The sequence below is a fragment of the Patulibacter americanus DSM 16676 genome, assembly GCF_000420025.1.
Classification (GTDB): Bacteria; Actinomycetota; Thermoleophilia; order Solirubrobacterales; family Solirubrobacteraceae; genus Patulibacter; species Patulibacter americanus.
In genome coordinates this window covers 140,353-157,391 of the sequence record NZ_ATUD01000006.1, presented here as the reverse complement: position 1 = coordinate 157,391, position 17,039 = coordinate 140,353, and the positions used below count along the sequence as shown (strand labels likewise).

16 protein-coding genes are annotated in these 17,039 nt (G+C 71.1%); 7 read left to right on the top strand and 9 right to left on the bottom strand.

Going from position 1 to position 17,039, the window contains the following annotated elements:
• Position 1: 1 nt before the first annotated feature.
• The 3 genes from F593_RS0111735 to F593_RS0111725 are packed head-to-tail and all read right to left on the bottom strand — an operon-like array spanning position 2 to position 5,213.
• Complete coding sequence (locus tag F593_RS0111735; RefSeq protein ID WP_022928948.1) at positions 2 to 1,813, bottom strand: hypothetical protein; 1,812 nt, start codon at positions 1,811 to 1,813, stop codon at positions 2 to 4.
• Positions 1,814 to 1,835: 22 nt separating this feature from the next.
• Positions 1,836 to 3,986: a DUF2142 domain-containing protein gene (locus F593_RS0111730; protein WP_157251756.1), complete on the bottom strand. Its 2,151-nt coding sequence runs from the start codon at positions 3,984 to 3,986 to the stop codon at positions 1,836 to 1,838.
• 45 nt (positions 3,987 to 4,031) lie between these two features.
• On the bottom strand, positions 4,032 to 5,213 hold the full coding sequence (locus tag F593_RS0111725) for a glycosyltransferase family 2 protein (protein WP_022928946.1): 1,182 nt from the start codon (positions 5,211 to 5,213) through the stop codon (positions 4,032 to 4,034).
• Between the two features lie 133 nt (positions 5,214 to 5,346).
• Here F593_RS0111725 and F593_RS31080 point away from each other — a divergent pair, with 133 nt between their 5' ends.
• The gene (locus F593_RS31080) at positions 5,347 to 5,469 is read left to right on the top strand and encodes a hypothetical protein (protein WP_022928945.1); all 123 of its coding nucleotides are present in this window, start codon (positions 5,347 to 5,349) and stop codon (positions 5,467 to 5,469) included.
• On the opposite strand, the gene F593_RS30345 is transcribed toward F593_RS31080, so the two are convergent.
• The gene (locus F593_RS30345) at positions 5,466 to 5,768 is read right to left on the bottom strand and encodes a DUF192 domain-containing protein (protein WP_033207181.1); all 303 of its coding nucleotides are present in this window, start codon (positions 5,766 to 5,768) and stop codon (positions 5,466 to 5,468) included. The two genes, F593_RS31080 and F593_RS30345, sit on opposite strands and share 4 nt — an antisense overlap.
• 191 nt (positions 5,769 to 5,959) lie before the next feature.
• Here F593_RS30345 and F593_RS0111710 point away from each other — a divergent pair, with 191 nt between their 5' ends.
• A complete protein-coding gene (locus tag F593_RS0111710; protein ID WP_022928943.1) occupies positions 5,960 to 6,241 on the top strand; it encodes a hypothetical protein in 282 nt (93 codons plus the stop codon).
• A gap of 16 nt (positions 6,242 to 6,257) precedes the next feature.
• Positions 6,258 to 8,081 carry a glutamine--fructose-6-phosphate transaminase (isomerizing) gene (glmS, locus tag F593_RS0111705; RefSeq protein ID WP_022928942.1) on the top strand — a complete coding sequence of 608 codons (1,824 nt, stop codon included), beginning with the start codon at positions 6,258 to 6,260 and terminating at the stop codon, positions 8,079 to 8,081.
• A 55-nt stretch (positions 8,082 to 8,136) separates the two neighbouring features.
• Here the strand turns inward: glmS and F593_RS0111700 are convergent, their stop codons facing one another.
• A complete protein-coding gene (locus tag F593_RS0111700; protein WP_022928941.1) occupies positions 8,137 to 8,748 on the bottom strand; it encodes a TetR/AcrR family transcriptional regulator in 612 nt (203 codons plus the stop codon).
• Between the two features lie 61 nt (positions 8,749 to 8,809).
• Here F593_RS0111700 and F593_RS0111695 point away from each other — a divergent pair, with 61 nt between their 5' ends.
• Positions 8,810 to 9,349: a hypothetical protein gene (locus tag F593_RS0111695; protein WP_022928940.1), complete on the top strand. Its 540-nt coding sequence runs from the start codon at positions 8,810 to 8,812 to the stop codon at positions 9,347 to 9,349.
• 86 nt (positions 9,350 to 9,435) lie between these two features.
• Here the strand turns inward: F593_RS0111695 and F593_RS0111690 are convergent, their stop codons facing one another.
• The 3 genes from F593_RS0111690 to rfbC all read right to left on the bottom strand — a co-directional run bounded on the left by F593_RS0111690 (position 9,436) and on the right by rfbC (position 12,829).
• Entirely contained in the window at positions 9,436 to 10,434 is a 999-nt protein-coding gene (locus F593_RS0111690; protein WP_022928939.1) for a COX15/CtaA family protein, read from the bottom strand.
• 74 nt (positions 10,435 to 10,508) lie between these two features.
• Entirely contained in the window at positions 10,509 to 11,792 is a 1,284-nt protein-coding gene (locus F593_RS0111685) for a hypothetical protein (protein WP_157251752.1), read from the bottom strand.
• A gap of 479 nt (positions 11,793 to 12,271) precedes the next feature.
• A complete protein-coding gene (gene rfbC, locus F593_RS0111680) occupies positions 12,272 to 12,829 on the bottom strand; it encodes a dTDP-4-dehydrorhamnose 3,5-epimerase (RefSeq protein ID WP_022928937.1) in 558 nt (185 codons plus the stop codon).
• 63 nt (positions 12,830 to 12,892) lie between these two features.
• On the opposite strand from rfbC, the gene F593_RS28280 reads away from it, so the two are divergent.
• Complete coding sequence (locus tag F593_RS28280) at positions 12,893 to 13,699, top strand: FkbM family methyltransferase (RefSeq protein ID WP_084629925.1); 807 nt, start codon at positions 12,893 to 12,895, stop codon at positions 13,697 to 13,699.
• Here F593_RS28280 and F593_RS24610 read toward each other — a convergent pair.
• Positions 13,696 to 15,189 (bottom strand): MATE family efflux transporter, encoded by a 1,494-nt coding sequence (locus tag F593_RS24610; RefSeq protein WP_022928935.1) that lies wholly within the window; start codon positions 15,187 to 15,189, stop codon positions 13,696 to 13,698. The two genes, F593_RS28280 and F593_RS24610, sit on opposite strands and share 4 nt — an antisense overlap.
• Positions 15,190 to 15,306: 117 nt before the next feature.
• Here F593_RS24610 and F593_RS28275 point away from each other — a divergent pair, with 117 nt between their 5' ends.
• Together F593_RS28275 and F593_RS28270 are read left to right on the top strand one after the other, a co-directional pair.
• Positions 15,307 to 15,852, top strand: a complete 546-nt coding sequence (locus F593_RS28275) for a class I SAM-dependent methyltransferase (protein WP_022928934.1) — start codon at positions 15,307 to 15,309, stop codon at positions 15,850 to 15,852.
• Positions 15,853 to 15,904: 52 nt separating this feature from the next.
• Positions 15,905 to 17,038 carry a glycosyltransferase gene (locus F593_RS28270; RefSeq protein ID WP_022928933.1) on the top strand — a complete coding sequence of 378 codons (1,134 nt, stop codon included), beginning with the start codon at positions 15,905 to 15,907 and terminating at the stop codon, positions 17,036 to 17,038.
• The last annotated feature ends 1 nt before the right edge of the window (position 17,039 follow it).

Sequence of the window (17,039 nt, the reverse complement as noted above, 5' to 3'; positions counted from 1 at the left end):
ATCAATCCGGGGGCGCGGTCGCACGTGCCAGAAGGACGTAGTCGGCCGTGGCCCCGACGTTGCGGAATCCAGAGATGGCGGTCGTGCCGGCTGCCTTGGGCACGATCGCCCAGCGATAACGCCCGAGCGACCTGTCGGCGATCTGCCCCGGGGCGATCGGGCCGCCATAGTCTGCAGGCCGACCCAACGGTTGTCCTTCGCGCCCCAGAACCGGGCGGGCCTGCCATGGATCGCCGATCACGGTGGGCGACGAGCGGCGCAGGGCGACCTTGGCGAACTCGTCGAACTCGAGAACGAGCGTGGGGCCGCGACCGTCGATGCGCGCATCGAGGCTACGAAGCTGCTCGAGGCGCCCGATCGGGGCCAATGCCACACCTGCGGCGTGGAACGGCACCGTCGCGACAAGGACGCCTACCGGCACGAGAAGCAGCCAACGTCGACGGCTTTCGGCGGCGGCCAGGCACGCAATGGCGAAGGCAGGGGGCGCGGCGAGCACCATCGCCTTCGCCTCCGCCCACGGCGAGCCCGAAACGCTCACGACGAGCCACGCGCCCAGGGCCGCGCCGAGCCAGGCGAGTAGCCCCCACGAGCGCCGCGTGACGGCGCTCCACACGCCGAGGACGCAGGCGACCAGCATGGCCCCACCGCCCACCCAGCCCACGGCCTTGGCCGCACCGTGCAGATCGAGCCGAAAGTCTTCAATCGGCCACGGGGCGAAGGTCTGCCACGCGGGCAACGGACGCACTAGGTTGCCCAGCTCCACCTTGGCGGTGAGCACCGTCGGAGCGACACCCAGGAGCTCCCGCAGGGCCAGAATCGTGGGCGCGGCCAGGACGATGACGATCACCGCGACGGAGGCGGCCCCCGCGGCGAGCGTCCGCCACCCAAGACCTTCGCGCTCCGTGGCGACCGCGAGCGCCACGAGAAGGGTGAGCGCAAGCAGCCCGATCCACGGCAGGGCCCCGACGCTCGACGCACTCATAGCGGCGACGGCCGGGACAGCGACGAGAACGCCCGCGCGGGCAAACCGGGGAGCGTGGCGCTGACGCCACCACCATGATCCCGCGGCGGCCGTCGTGACGACCGCTGCAGCAGTTGTTGCCTCCTTGAGGCTCCCTTGCCAGACATAGGCCGCCTGGAGCGGCGCCGCGACCGCTACGAGCGCGACTGCGCTGCGAACGATGCTCGAGTACCGCGACCGGTCCAGCAGGGACCCAGCCGCCAGACCGACGATGGCGACCGTCGCCGTGATGAAGGGGGCGTAGCCCTTGAAGACGTCGAGACCGAGTGTGCGGTCGAGGATCCCGAGCGCCGCTTGGGGGCCAGCCGGGTATCCCGCACCCACGAAGTACGCATGGAGCGTCGCCGAGACCGACGACGGCTGCAGAGGCACCGAGGCTCGCCCAGTGCGCGGAAGGACTTCGGCGCCGAGCATTTGTACGGCGGTGTCACCCAGCACCCCGTATCCGCCGAAGGCAGCAGAGCCGTGCAGCAGGAAGGGGAGGGTGAGCACCCCCACGCCGACGCCGACACCGACCCATACCGGGCGGTCGACGGGCCGCCGCCACCCGCGGCGTTCGACTACGGCCGCCACGGCAGCGAGCGGCAGGATTGCGGCGCTGAACAGACCCGTCCGCGTACCGGCAAGCGTCGAGAGGTCTGCGAGGACGATGAAGGCGCAGAATCCGATGGCCACCACGAGCTCGCCCGGAAGGTCCGCGCCAGCCACGCGCGCCACCATCAGGCCGAACGCCCCGGACACTGCGGCAACGACTGCGAAGGTCGCCACCCACGCAATCACCACGTCGATCACTCGAGTGCCGTGGTTGCGTCGGTCACACGAACCACGTGGTGAGCGCGGTCATCCATGCCAGCAACGCGAGCGTCGGCATCCCCCCGGCCACGAGCCCCAGCACGATCTGGCGTCCGCGATCACGGAACGCCAGAACGCCGGCCCCGGCCAACACCCCGAGGGCTACGAGAGCTGGGAAGAGGTAGCGGCCTTGCTCGCCGTACACGGGTCGCGGCGCAGTCGTCGCATACGCCACCGCGACGAACGCGACGACACTGGCGACGGCGGTTCCGAGGATCAGGGCGCTGCCAAACCACTGACGAATGTTGGACCGCCGTTGAAGCGCCGCGACCGCTGCCAGCAGCCACGCGACCCCGAGTAGCAGGCCGATCGCCTTGATGGTCCTGTCGTTGAGACTCGCGTTGAGCCACCCGAAGCTGCCCCACCCGCGCTCGACGTAGATGCCGAACAGCGGCCACTGCTGGACGAAGAGATCGGCCCCGAAGACCGGCCCCGGCAGCACCGTTTGCAGAAGGTACTGGGCCTGCTGGATTCGGGAGATGCCCGCGACCGCCGCTCCTCCGCCCACCACAGGCTCGGCCGGGTGGGCGTTGTAGAGAGCTCCGGTTCCCCCGCCCAGGAGCGGGGAGACCACGGCGATCCAGAGAAGTACCGCCAAAGCGGCCGCGGCGGGGAGGGCCAAGAGGCGCAACAGTGCCGGCCGGGCCCCACGATGCCGCACCGCTACACAGACGATGCCGACCACGACGACGGGCCAGAGCGCGAAACCCGTCACCTTCGCAACCGGCAGAAGCACCGTAGCCACGCCCAGCGCGACCATCGAGCCCAACCGCGGCCCATGACGCCAGGCGTGCAGGAGGAGGTAGATCACGAGCGCGGCCAGGACGTTGACCAGCGTGTCGTTGTTGACGGTGCCGGCCACCGAGCTCGCCACGGGCTGCAGAGCGACCGTGCAGCCTGCGACCCACCAGGCGGCGCGGGCCCGCGGGAACACCAGCGCCGCAGCGAGCACGGCCAAGACGGCGACGACCGAGGCCAGCAGGGCGTTCCAGACCCGCATGGCGACGTTGAGCTGGGGCAGGTTCATCGCCCCATCCAAGACCCGGTACGGCACGCTTGCGATCGCGTAGTAGAGCGGGGAGTGCCCGGACGCGCTCTCGGTGAAACCACCGCCGTCGTCCTGCCGGACATCGTCGTCGAGATCGTCGAAGCGACGCTCCCAGGACGAGTCCCACCGCGGCCGTCCGCCGCCACTCAGGATGGACGAGTTGTGGTGCAACGCACCGAGAAGCAGGGTCTCCTCCGACGAATAGGGCGCGCGCGCCGTGCGCGCGGCGTCGGCACGACGGTTCGTCTCTGCGATGTGCTGTGCGTACGCGACGTGTTCGCTCTCGTCGGCACCGAAGAACGGCGGCATCATCACCGCCCAAGCGACGCCCGCGAACAGAGCGAGCCCCCCGGCTCTCACTGCGAGCCCACGCGCACTGCGCCCGTCGACCGTCGCGGCTACGCGCACCGCGCCGTAGAGGACTGCAGGAAACCCGAGCAGGACCAGCCACAAGACCAGGCTGCCCCCCGGGAACGCCTTGAAGACCTCGCTGCGGCGTAGAGCATCGTCGAGCTGTGACACCGCGCGGGGCTCCTGCCCCACGGGCGTCAGGAACCGCACACCGACATCGACGCTGGCGAGCTCTTCACGGCCTACGGTCGAGACGGGCGCGTCGGGCAGTCGCTGAACCGAGGCGCCGCCTAGATCGATCGCGCTGTTGGGGGTGCGGAAACAGACGTCTGCATCCGGCATGGCCCCCGGCGAACCACCGCCAGGAAGGGTGACGGTCTTCCAGTCGCCCCCGCCGGACTTGAACCGCTGCCTGAACGGGACAACGCGTCCACCCCCGCGGACTTCCCCACGGACAACGACAGCGCCGCGGGCGGTCGGGAAACCCATCCACACCTGTAGTCGCCCGGTGCCCGCCGGAATCACGAGGTCGCGGACACAGACCTGCTGCTTCGGCTCGGCCGTCGCGATCACAGCGGCCACGTCGACCGAGTTGGTCCCCGTTAGGGGAAGCACCTTCGCGTTCAGGACCCGGGCCGTCAACAAGCCGCCAACGACGACGGCCACAAGTGCCGCAAGCCAGACGATGCGCGACCCGGGAAACAGGACGCTCATGCCCCGCGAACGCTTGCGTGCCGAGGTCTCGGAGACCGACGACACCTACTGGGCTCGCCGCAGCCCGATGATGGAGAGCAGGAAGCTCGAGAAGAAGATCTGGACACCGATGACGATGGCCGTCACGGCGGAGATCGCCAGGTTGACCTGGCTGAGCGCCCCGAAGTCGTCGGCGACCCAGCGGATGAGGATGACCGCGACGGCGATGAGGCCCAGGAGGATCACGGCGCCACCGATGGCCAGGCCGTGCTCGAGCCGGTAGCGGCTGCGCATGCGATCGAACCAGGGATCCACGTCGCCCATGAAGTACATGCCGTAGGCGTGGGCGCACAGGCCGAGCGAGACGATCTGCACGCCGATGATGGTCAGGAGCGACCCGCCCATCAGCGTGTGCACGCTCCAGTCGCGGCCGAAGACGTTGATCCCCGAGACGACGGTCGCCATGACCACGAGCCCCATGGCCAGCATGACCAGGCCGGGGATGAGGAAGAGGTGCGTCGGGCTGTGCGCCAGCAGGAAGCGCAGGTGGCGCCAGCCGTCGCGCCAGGTCGAGAGCTTCGACTCGCCACCGCGGGGGTGGTACTGGATGTCGAACTCGCGGATGTCGAGGTTCGCTTTGCTGGCCCGGATGACCATCTCCGAGGCGAACTCCATGCCCGGGGTGCGCAGGTCCATCGCCGGCAACGCGCTGCGGCGGACGGCGCGCATGCCGCAGTGGGCGTCGCGCACGCCGGTGCGGAAGAGCAGGTTCAGGAACCCGGAGAGCAGCGGGTTGCCCACGTACTGGTGCAGCCACGGCATCGCGCCGGGCTGGATGTTGTTCATCCGGTTGCCCATGACGAGGTCCGCGCCGCCGTCGAGCTCGCGCACGAAGTTGGGGATCTCGTGGAAGTCGTACGTGAGGTCGGCGTCGCCCATCACGATGTACTTGCCCTTGGCGGCCGAGAAGCCGCCCATGTACGCCGCGCCGTATCCCCGGGTCGGCACGTGCACCACGCGGGCGCCGGCCTGGGCGCCGAGCTCGGCGGACCGGTCCGTCGAGTTGTTGTCGGCGACGACGACCTCGCCGGTGATCCCGGCGGCGGCGATCGCCTCGCGCGCCTGAGTCACCACCGCGACGATGTTCTCCTCCTCGTTCAGGCACGGGATGACCACGGAGACGAGGAACGCGTCCTCGGGCTCCGTCGCGGGAGAATGTGGTGTCGAAGGAGAGATCGTGGCGCTCATCTAGGGGGGCCTACGCTGGAGGGCGGGACGGGGAGACGGACACGACTCGGACGCCCTCCGGGCCTAGGACAGCCTAGTGCACGGTCCTCCACGGGCGCGTAGCGTGGCGCCCGCACGAGCGTACGATCGTTCGATGGTCTTCGCCTCCGTGTCCTCCGACCTCGTGACCGGCGTCTGCATGGCGGTGGTCCTGGGCATGGCCGGCCTGCTCGTCTACCGCGGCTCCCGCAGCCGCAGCCAGGACCGCGAGGACTAGCCGGGCTTGGGCCCGAGCGCCGCGGCGAGCGCCGGCCCGCGGCCCGCGCCCACCTCGACCACGCCACCGCGGGCCCGCACGCACGTTCGGATCCGCCACGGCCCGACGTCACGGTCCGTCCGCACCGGCGCCCCGTGCTCGTCGAGCCACACGAGGTCGAGCCGCATGCGCATCCCCACCGTGTGCACGGAGCGCGCAGGGAGCCACAGCCCCTCGTGCTCCGGCAGCAGTCGCCTGCCGAGCAGGCCGCGCGCGCGGCCCCACGGCCCTCGGGCCGGGCGGACGGTCCAGCCGGGCACGGGCGGGATGGGGAGCCGTCGATCGGGCACCAAAGGAGCGTGCCTGCCACGGCCGTCCGCGCGGCACCCTGCGCAGCACCGGCGCGCGCCCGGCGCGAACACGTCGCAATCGCGCACAGAGCCGACACAGTTCGACTCATTTCTGCCCGATTTCGGGCAGGATCCCCGCAAAGGGGTCCACATGTGCCACGATGCCCCTCGTGACCGACCGCGCCGACTTCGGGGAGCTGCAGGCGTACCTCACGCGCACCACGTCGCTCAGCCCGGGTGAGGCCGATCGCGTCATCGCCGAGGTGCTCGCGTACTTCGACGAGGACGTGCAGGCCTTCGTCCGGCGCCGTCACACCGAACTGCAATCGCGGGGTATCCGCAACGACGACGCGTTCGCGCGCATCTCGTCCGAGTTGGGTCGCCGCCTGTTCAGCCCTCCTGCGCTGTCGCTCCGGCAGCTGCGCAGGATCGTCTACACGTAGGAGGAATCCCCCAGTCATGTGCGGCATCGTTGGTTACGTCGGCTCCCGAGACGGAGTCCCCATCGTCCTCGAAGGTCTGCAGCGGCTCGAGTACCGCGGCTACGACTCCGCGGGCATCGCGGTCGCGGGCCCGAGCGGCCTGAAGACCCACAAGGCCAAGGGCCGCATCGCGGACCTCAAAATCGACCTGCCCAAGCGGCTCAAGGGCTCCCCCACCATCGGCCACACGCGCTGGGCCACGCACGGCGCACCGACGGACGAGAACGCCCACCCGCACGTGGACTTCAGCGGCCGCTTCGCCGTCGTCCACAACGGCATCATCGAGAACGCCCCGCACATCAAGGCGGCCCTCGAGGCCGACGGCATCGAGCTGCAGTCCGAGACCGACACTGAGCTCGTCGCGCACCTGATCGGCCAGGCCGCGAAGGACCACGACGACCCGGCCGACGCCCTGCGCGCGGCACTGCGCAAGGTCGAGGGCGCCTACGGCCTCGCCGTGCTCGACGCGAAGCACCCCGACCGCGTGATCGTCGCCCGGCTGGGCAGCCCGATCGTCCTCGGCCTGGGCGAGCACGAGATGTACATCGCCTCGGACGTCGGCGCCATCGTGCGCCACACGAAGCAGGTCGTGCACCTCGAGGACGGCGAGATGGCCGTGCTCGAGCCCGACGGCTTCACGACGTCGACCCTCGACGCCCGCCCGGTCCAGAAGGTCTCGGAGCGCGTCGAGTTCGACGTGGACGACTTCGACCTCGGCGACCACGACCACTTCCTCCGCAAGGAGATCGGCGAGCAGCCCGAGGCTGTCGAGCGGGCCATCTCCGGCCGCCTGGACGAGCGCTTCTCCACCGTCAAGCTCGGTGGGCTGAACCTGCATCCGAACGAGCTGCGCTCGTTCAAGCGCGTCTACATCCTCGGCTGCGGCTCCGCCTACTACTCCGGCGAGGTTGGCGCCCAGCTCATCGAGGAGCTCGCGCGCATCCCCGCCACCGCCGAGGCCGCGTCGGAGTTCCGCTACCGCAACCCCGTCATCGACCCCGACGGCCTCTACATCGCCGTCAGCCAGTCCGGCGAGACCGCCGACACACTGGCCGCGGTCGAGGAGCTGACCCGCAAGGGTGCGCGCGTCCTCGGCGTCATCAACCAGGTCGGCTCGGCAATCGCCCGCGCGAACAACGGCGGCGTCTACATCCACGCCGGCCCCGAGGTCTCCGTCGCGTCGAGCAAGAGCTTCACGTCGACGTGCGTGGCGTTCGCGATGCTCGCCGTGCACCTGGGCCGCATCCGCGACCTCTCCCCCGCCGACGGCGACCGTCTGATCGTGGCCCTGCGCGAGCTGCCCGCCAAGATCGCGGCGGTCCTCGAGCAGGAGGAGAAGATCATCGAGGCCGCAAAGTGGCTCTCGCAGTTCGACAACGCGATGTTCATCGGCCGCGTGCGGGGCTACCCCATCGCCCGCGAGGCCGCGCAGAAGATCAAGGAGGTCGCCTACATGCACGCCGAGGCGTACCAGGCGGCCGAGCTCAAGCACGGCCCGCTCGCCCTGATCGACGAGAACATGCCCGTGGTCGCGGTCGTCCCCGACGACGAGCTGGGCGAGAAGCAGCGCTCGACGCTGCACGAGATCCGGGCGCGCAAGGGCCCGATCCTCGCGATCTCGCACCAGGAGCTGCCGAAGGAGCTCGCGGAGCGCACCATCGTCGTGCCGCGGACGGAGCCCGAGCTCGACCCGATCCTCCTGAACATCCCGCTGCAGCTGCTGGCCTACCACGCCGCCCTGCACCTGGGCCGCGACATCGACAAGCCGCGCAACCTGGCCAAGAGCGTCACGGTCGAGTAGCCGGCCGCCCGCGGTAGGCGCCGGCGGCAGGGCCCGACGGCGCCCTCGCGACCACTCAACCGCCGTCGATCAGCCCCTTCAGGTGGCGGTCGACGACGGCGAGCAGCGTCTCGGCCGGGACGAGCCCGGGGCGCTGCACCGCGTGCAGCACCAGACCGTCCAGGAGCGCGAAGAGCCGCTCCACCTCGACCTCGTCGACCTCGGGCGGTTCGGCGTCCGGGGTCATCTCGAGGTCGACCCCCTGCGCGAGCGCCACGATCTGCCGGACGAGCGCTCGCAACCCCTCGTAGCTCCGGTTCGCCAGCTCGCGGAACGCCTCGTCGGTCCGCGCCCGCGCGACGAACGCGAACCAGGCCTCGGCCTCGGCCTGCCGTTCATCGTCGAGCGGCAGCAGCTCGGCGACGATCCGCCGGGCCACCTCGGGGGGCCGCCCGCTCGGATCCAGGCCGGCCAGTCGTGCCCCGACGCGGGCCGTGAGCTCCTCCATCGCCGTCCGTTGCAGGTCGGCCTGGCCGTCGAAGTAGTGGCGCATCGAGCCGGTCGACAACCCGGCCTCGACCGCGACCGCCCGGACGGAGGCCCCGTCGAGCCCCTCCCGGCGGACGACGCGCCACACGGCGTGCGCGACGTCGCGACGGCGGGCCTCATGGTCGACGAGCTTCGGCACTGGGCACATGGTGACACATCTGTGCTGCCACTTTCTCGCACGACCGTGCTAGAACAGATTCATGATCGCCTTCATCGCCGCCGCCGAGATCGGCTTCTGGGTCCTCGTCGCCGCCGGCCTGCTCACCCGCTACGCACTCCGCCGGCGCGACCTCGGGATGCTGCTGCTGGCCATGACACCGCTGGTCGACCTGGCGCTGCTCGCCGCCGTGACGCTCGACCTGCGCGACGGGGCCACGGCCTCGACGGGTCACGCACTCGCGGCGGTCTACCTGGGGGTCAGCGTCGCCTTCGGCCGCCGATTCATCGCCTGGGCGGACGTGCGCGTCGCCCATCGCTTGGCCGGCGGCCCGCCCCCCGCGCCGAAGCCCACGTCGGGCTCGGCGCGCACGCGTGCCGAGCGCCAGACGTGGCTGCGCCACGCGCTGGCGTGGGCCATCGGCTGCGGCCTGCTGATGGGCGCGACGGTCCTCGTCGGCGACGCCGATCGCACGAAGGCGCTGACCGCGATGGCCGGCCTGTGGACCGTCGTGCTGGCGATCGACGCGGCGTTCAGCCTGCCGGCTCAGAAGGGGACCGCCCCATCGCGGGGGCGCGCCTGAGCACGTCCGGCGGGGACGGAGCGGCCCCGAAGTGGCCCGCGACAGGCGGCGCCCGCCGCGCCGCAGGCCGGCGGCGCGGCGGGACGCTAGCCCGCGGTTGCGACGCCGGGGTTTGCGGCCCCGGTCGCGAAGCGCTTCGCTCGCCCGGCCACGAGCCAGGCCCAGACGACGGTCACCCACGTGAGGGTGGCCAGGGTCACGTGGATCCACACAAGTCCACCCGGCAGCTCGAGCCCGTACTGGATGAGCCCGAGCATGCCCTGTACCGCCACCAGCATCCCGGCGAGCGTGAGCACGAGGGTCAGGCGCTCCCCGGCGCCCTGACGCTTGGCGATGGCCCAGGCGACGATGATGCCGATGCCGAAGAGGGCCGCGATGGCCCCGTGGCGCTGCACGACCCACTCCAGCGTGCCGGTCCCGTGGATGTCGAAGCGGTCGACGACGTCCTCCGTCGCGGATCCGCCGGCGTGCGGGCCCGCGGCCGTCGAGAGGGTGCCGGCCCAGAGGGCGAGCGCGCCGAGGGGGAGCAGCGCGAACACGGCGCGGGCCGTCAGGGCGTCGGGGGCCTGGTGGTCGCGGGGCGCCTTCGTCCCCTGCCCGGCCTTCCACGTCAAGATCGCAGCGGGGATGAGCAGCAGCAGGGCCGAGGCCATGTAGTGCGCGCTGATCCAGATCCAGTCGAGCTTGTAGAGCACGCTGAGGCCGCCGATGACCGCCTGCAGCGCGATGCCGCCGAGGATCCCGACGGAGTACCAGAGCAGCTCGCGCCGGTACGTCACCAGCGTGAGCGCGCAGAAGATCGCGAAGATCGCGGCCGCGCTGTCGGCGAAGGTGAGCAGCCGGTTGCCGAACTCGATGAACGTCGGCGCGTGCGCCTCCGTGGGCAGCACCCGGGTCTCGCACTTCGGCCAGTTCGAGCAGCCCAGGCCTGAGCCCGTGACCCGCACCAGGGCGCCCGTGAGCATGATCCCGACGTTGGCAATCAGGGTCAGCCGGGCCGCGAGCAGCATGCGCTCTGGGCTGGTGCGGAAGCGGCGGCGGAGGAACTGCGCGCGGCGCGGCGCGGGGGCGACGTCGGTGTCCACGGGGACAGGATGGCGGAAAGCGGCAGCTGAGGGACCGCACGGTGACCCGCGGGTCCCTCAGTCTGTGCCGCTGCTCAGCGGACCCGCACGCGCCGCATGGCCGACGAACCGGTGGCGTACGGGTAGTCGCCCGACCGCCGGGCTCGGGCGCGCATCTCGAAGGTTGCGGGGCCACGGTTGCGGAACCGGTAGCGGGCCTTGAACTGGCCCGTCCGATTGGTCCGAACCGTACGGAAGGTGATCCACTTCCCGCCCCGGTCCCGGGCCTGCAGTTCCACGACCTTGCCGATCTTCGGCATCGGCCGCCCCAGCACGGTGCCGGTGAGCGTCAGGGACTGACCTCGGCGCACCGTGCGGCGATTCAGCCCCAGACGGAGGCCCGCCTTGACGACGAGGCGCAGGTTCGCCGTGGCTGCGGCCTTCGGCTCACGGACGCGCTGGTGGTAGCTCAGGCGGATGCTCCGCGACGACACGCCCTTGGGCAGCTTCCAGCTGAACCGCCCCGTCGAGCTCGTCCGCAGCGAGTCACGCTCGAACGCGGGCGAGTTGCGCGCTGCCCGCGTCATCGACACCCGCACAAAGGCCCCCTTGATGGGCTGCCCCTCGACCGTCGTGAGTTGGCCTCGGAGCGTCGGACGGCTGTTGAACCGGACAGTCCGAGTCGTGGACTCCGTGCCGGACCACGATGCGCGCAACCGCGCGGTGGCGACAGCCGGATCGCCGTTGAGCGGGCCGAGGTCATCCGGCGTAGGCCCCCCCGCGGGCGGGCTGCTCGAGCGCGTGATCGTCTTTGTCGCCGGCCCGTAGGCGGTGGTCTGATTGCCCGCGGCGTCCTCGACCACGACGCGGACGGAGTGGATTCCCTCCGGCAAGTCAGCCATGGAGATGGTCTGGGTGCCGCCGACCGTCGCCGGGCAGGGCTTCGGCGCCACGAACGTCCGGTCGGTAGCTGGCGACGACCGACAAGGCATGGCGGCGAGCGGCACCCAGGCACGGATCTCGCCGTCGATCTCGACACCCATGCGATACACGCCGCCGCCTTGGTCGGTGGCCGCCACGGAGATGCCAGCACTCCCGGCCCACGACGGGCTTACCACCGCATCGCCGGCCGTGCTCGTCACGGTAGGGGCGTCCCGGTCTTCCAGCGTGACCGTTGCCCGGTGGATGTCGACTTGGACTGCCGCGCCGTAGTCGCCGGGCGCGCACACCTCGCCGCTGAGCGCCGCATCTGAACAGACAGCGCGTACCGAAAGTGATCGAGCGGACTTCCCGGTGCGAGTCAGGGTGTGCCGCGCCACCGAACCACTTCCATAGAACCGCTCGTCGTAGTTTGGGTCGAGCTGGTCAGACGTGTGCACGGCGATCTCGCCGAACAGGCTTCCACCGGGGATCGAAGGCCTAGCGAAGCCCGAGAGGTCGAGTGCATAGCCGCGAATTAGCGTGGACGCGGGCGCATCGAACCGCCAAGCGATAGCCGAGTTGGCCGGCTGAGGTGCGGCGTGAGCGTGACGCAAGCGCAGAGCTCCGCCCGTTCCGCAGCTGTCCTCGGAGGTGTTTCCCCCGCTGGCGGCGGTATTTGAGGAAGCCGCCGCCCAACCGCCAGCCGCGTCACCGGTGGCTGCGGGCGCACCGTCGGGGGCTCGGCACGTCCACACGTCATACGTCCCCGCGCGGGCATCTGCAGCGAAAGCGCTCGCCGCCGCACCGGCCGCGATGGCGCCCAACGCACGCCTCATGGCGCGACGGCTAAGTGACTCGGGCAAGCAAAGCGTGATCATGTTCTCAATTACCCGGCGGCCGGGGTTCGATGCCCCCCCGATTCCGGTCTTACGAGCGCTCAATACACGAAGTCGAGGCCGCCCGCCACATCGGTAAGGGCCGGCCCCCCGGCGTCGCGCTGGGAAACCACGATGTTTGGTTGTTCGATGGGCCAGCGCACGGCTACCTCCGCGTCGTCGTACGCGATACCCCGCTCGACCTCGCCCGAGTAGTAGTTCGTCTGCTTGTACAGCACGTCAGCGACGTCGCTCATGACGCAGAACCCGTGCGCGAAACCCACCGGCACGTAGAGCGCGTGCATGTTCTCGTCGGTCAGGTCGAAGCCCTCCCACTTGGCGTAAGTCGGCGAACCCTTGCGCAGGTCGACGATGACGTCCCAGATGTGGCCCCGACCACAGCGCACGAGCTTGGCGGCGCCCCGGCCGATCTGGAAGTGCAGGCCGCGGACCACGCCGTAGGAGGAGCGCGAGTGGTTGTCCTGCACCCAGGTGTCGTGGATGCCCGCGTCAGCCAAGACGTTCTCGCGGAACGTCTCGGCGAAGAAGCCACGGTCGTCGGGGAACACCCGGGGGACGATCAGCTTGGCGTCGGGCAAGGTGGTGTCGCGCACGTCCATGCGGCCACTGTATTGGCCACACCGCGCAGCCCGCCCGTCACAGAACGGGTTACGGTCCGCAAGATGCCTACCCCTGAACCGCAGTCGCCGGAGTTGCCGGTGCACGTGCGCGTGGCGGCGTCTGCCGTGCAGCACTTGCCTTCGAGCTGGCGCCAGACCTACATCCGCCAGCGCCGCGCGGCCAAGCGGCGTCGGCGGATCAAGGAGGAGAGCACGGGCAGCCAGGCCCTCTCCCGTCCGGCGCTCTACGACATGGACGTGACGCTCGCAGCGTTGCTTCCGGACGGCGGCACGTTCCTCGAGGCCGGCGGCAACGACGGCTTCGAGCAGAGCAACACGTACCTGCTCGAGCGCTTCCACGGATGGAAGGGCGTGTTGGTCGAGCCCATCCCCCACCTGGCGGCCGAGGCCCGACGCAACCGCGACGCGCAGGTGTTCGAAGCCGCGCTCGTGCCCGCCGACCATGTCGGCGGCACGATCTCCATGCGCTACGGCGGCCTGATGTCCGTCGTAGCGGGCACGCACATCGCGGATGAGGACGACCTCTCCTGGTCCGCCCAGGTGTCGGCTTTGGGACTCGAAGAGCCCTACGACGTCGACGTCCCGGCGCGCACGCTCTCCTCCGTCCTCGACGACGCAGGGATCTCGGAGCTCGACCTGCTGTCGCTCGACATCGAGGGCTACGAGGTCCCCGCGCTCGCGGGCCTCGACCTGCAGAGGCACGCTCCCAAGTGGGCCGTCGTCGAGGTCCGCGACGACGCAGCGGTCGCGGCGGTGACCGCCGCGCTGGGGGAGCGGTATGTCGTCGACCGGCGGCTGAGCCCGTTCGACCTGCTCTACCGGCGTGCCGACATCTCTCCGCTGGTCTAGCGTCCCAGCCGAGCCCGCACCACCGCGGTGATCTCGGCGGGCACGCCTCCTGTGGCGAGCGCGACGCCGAGGAAGACGACGCAGGCGACCGCCGCCCAGACGGCGGTCACCGCGACGCCGCCGACCAGTGTGGCGAGAGCGGCGGCCGCAGCGATCGAGGCCCCCGCCGCAACGATCAGCGACACCAGCGGGCGCTGGCCGAACGACACGCCGTGGCCGCCCCGGCGGAGCGCGACGAAGAAGGCCGCCGCGAGCCCGTACTCCGTGAGCACCATCGCGGCCGCGGCGCCATCGGCTCCCCAGGCCGATGCCATGGCGGCGGTGAGGACGATGCTCACGGTCAGCACCCCCACGTTGATGCGCAAGAGCGTGCGGTGCTGCCGCGTTGCCAGCAGCAGGAACGACCCGGCGGCGACGGCGAACGACCCGGGGATGGCGGCCGCGTGCAACCGGGCGACGTCCACCGCGTCGCGGAACTCCGGGCCGCCGAGGATCTCGACGATCGCCGGCGCGCCGACGCCGATTCCCACGGCCGCCAGCAGCCCGATGAGCACGATGCCCTCGTAGAGCCGGGTCCCCGCGTAGCCGAACCGCTCCGGGTCGTCGCCCGCCGCGCGCGTGAGGATCGGGTAGGCGCTGCCGACGGCGATGATCGCCACGGCCACGATCACGGAGAAGACGCGGAACGACAGGGCGAAGAGCCCGCTCTCGTGCTCCGTCGTCGACAGGTGGGTGACGATCTGGGCGACGTAGGCGTAGATCGACCCGATGCTCGTGCCGATGGCGTAGCTCATCGCCATCCTCAGCAGGCTCGTCATCTCGCGCCAATCCCAGCGCGGCCACAAGGGCGCTAGCCCCCGGGCGACCCAGGCGGCGACGGCCAACGACACGAGGCCTGCGGGGACCATCGATCCCAGGAGCGGCACGGTGCCCGCCCCGAGCAGCACGAGCACGATCAGTCCGACGGCCTGCACCGCCTGGCGGATGAAGTCGATCGCGCCGACCCAGCCCAGCCGCAGCGTGGCCGCCAGCGGCAGGCTGTAGGTCGCCGGGACGGCCTGCACGATCAGGCCGACGCCGGCCACGGCCGTACCGGCCACGAGCGTGCTCGAGAACCCGCTGAGCAGGGCGAAGACGAGCATCGCGACGGTGGCGAGCACCATCAGCAGCAGCCGCAGGGCCACGAGGACGGCCATGACGTGCGCACGGTCCTCGCCCGTCCGCGCCACGTACTCGCGCACGCCCAGGGCCGCGAGCCCGAAGTCCGTGACCAGCAGCGCGACCGCCGTCAGCGACAGGACGGTCGCGAACCCGTCGAACGCCGCGATGCCGAGGTGGCGGGAGACGAACGCGGTGGACGCCACGGCGAGGAGCGAACCGAGCGCGTAGAACGCGATGCGCAGGGTGCCGCCGGAGATGACGCGGTCGCCCGCACCGCCGCCGGCGTCGAGCACGTCGGTGGCGTCGGGCGTCGAGGGCGGGTCGGACACGACGAGCGAGGGTACCCGGCGCGGCCTCGCCGCCTGCGCACGGCCCGGCGCCGGCGGCGTCGCGTCTACGCTTCCGGCAATGACCGCTCCCCGCCCTCGCGCCACGGTGCCCTGCCGATGACCGAGATCCGCCTGAACATCGGCTGCGGCAACGACATCCGCCCCGGGTACGTCAACGTCGACTCGGCTCCGCTGCCCGGCGTCGACGTGGTGCACGACCTGAACGTCATGCCGCTCCCGTTCGAGACCGGCTCCGTCGCTGAGGTCGTGGCCAAGGACGTGCTCGAGCACGTCGAGCTGATCCCGCTCATGCGCGAGCTCCACCGCGTCATGCGGCCCGGGGCGCGGCTGTGGATGAGCTCGCCGCACTTCACGTCGTCGTCGCTCTGGGTCGATCCCACCCACGTCACGGGCTTCTCCGTCGAGACGATGGGGTTCTTCTGCACCGAGACCCCGTTCACCACGTGGCCGCACTACTTCGAGTTCAAGTTCGCGCGCCTGGAGAGCACGAAGCTCGTGTTTCACCGCTACCGCGGCCTCCCGTGGAACTACGCGGTCGAGCCGTGGGCGAACCGCTCCCCCGCCCGTCAGCGGTGGTTCGAGGGCTCTCCCTTCGGCCGCATCTTCCCGGCGTCCAACATCGAGGCCACGCTCATCCGCTGAGGGCGGTGCGGCGAGGGGTCGCACCGGCGACCCACGCCGTAGGCTTCGCCGCGTGTCGCCTCGCGCTCGCGTCGTCATCCTCCGAGGGCACCAGGCGAACCCCTGGGAGCTCCGTCCGTGGACCCTCTTGGAGGACCGCTTCGACGTCGTCGTCCCGCAACCGCTGCGCGGCGACGGCTTCGCCACGGACGGCCTGGGGTTGCAGCGCACACCGATCCGCACCCTGCGCGACGTGATGCCCCGTGGCCGCGTCGGCGACCTGCTGACCCGGCTGCCGGGCGACCGCTACGTCGGGCTCGAGGAGACGCTCCGCGGCGCCGACATCGTGCACACCCAGGAGCTCGGCTACTGGTACTCGGCGCAGGCCGCCAAGCTGCGTGATCGGCTCGGGTACCGACTGGTCGCGAACGTGTGGGAGACGCTGCCGTTCGCCGACGCGTACCGCAACATCCGCACCCGCCCGTACCGACGGGCGGTGCTGCGCCACACCGACCTCTTCCTGCCCGCCACGGCCCGAGCGCGAGACGCGTTGCTCGTCGAGGGCGTGACGCCCGACCGGCTGGAGATCTGCGCCCCCGGCGTCGACACGGCGCGGTTCCGACCCGCGGGCCCCACGAGCGACGGCGACCCCGTCGTGCTCTCCGCCGGCCGCCTGGTGTGGGAGAAGGGGCACCAGGACCTGCTTCGCGCCGTCGCGCTCCTGCAGCGTCGCGGCGCCCCGCGGCTGCCGCGGGTGGTCATCGTGGGTTCGGGCCCCGAGGACGAGCGGCTGCGGAGCTACGCCGCCGAGCTGGGGATCGCCGACCGCGTCACGCTCCGGTCGTTCGTCCCGTACGACGAGATGCCGGGGGTCTACTCCTCGGCCTCGGCACTGTGGCTCGGGAGCATGCCGATCTGGTCGTGGGAGGAGCAGTTCGGCATGGTGCTGGCCGAGGCGCACGCGGCCGGGCTGCCCATCGTCACGACCACGTCCGGCGCCATCCCCGAGGTCGCGGGGCCCGAGGCCACGTACGTGGCGCCCGGCGACTGGGTCGGGCTGGCCGACGCCCTGGGCACGGGCCTGCTCGCTCAGGACGGTGCGAGCCCGCACCGGGTGCGCGACCCCGAGCGCGTGCGCGAGTTCTCCGTGCAGGCGGCGGCGGACCGCCTCGCCGCGGCGTACGACCGCGTGCTCGCGACGCGCTGAG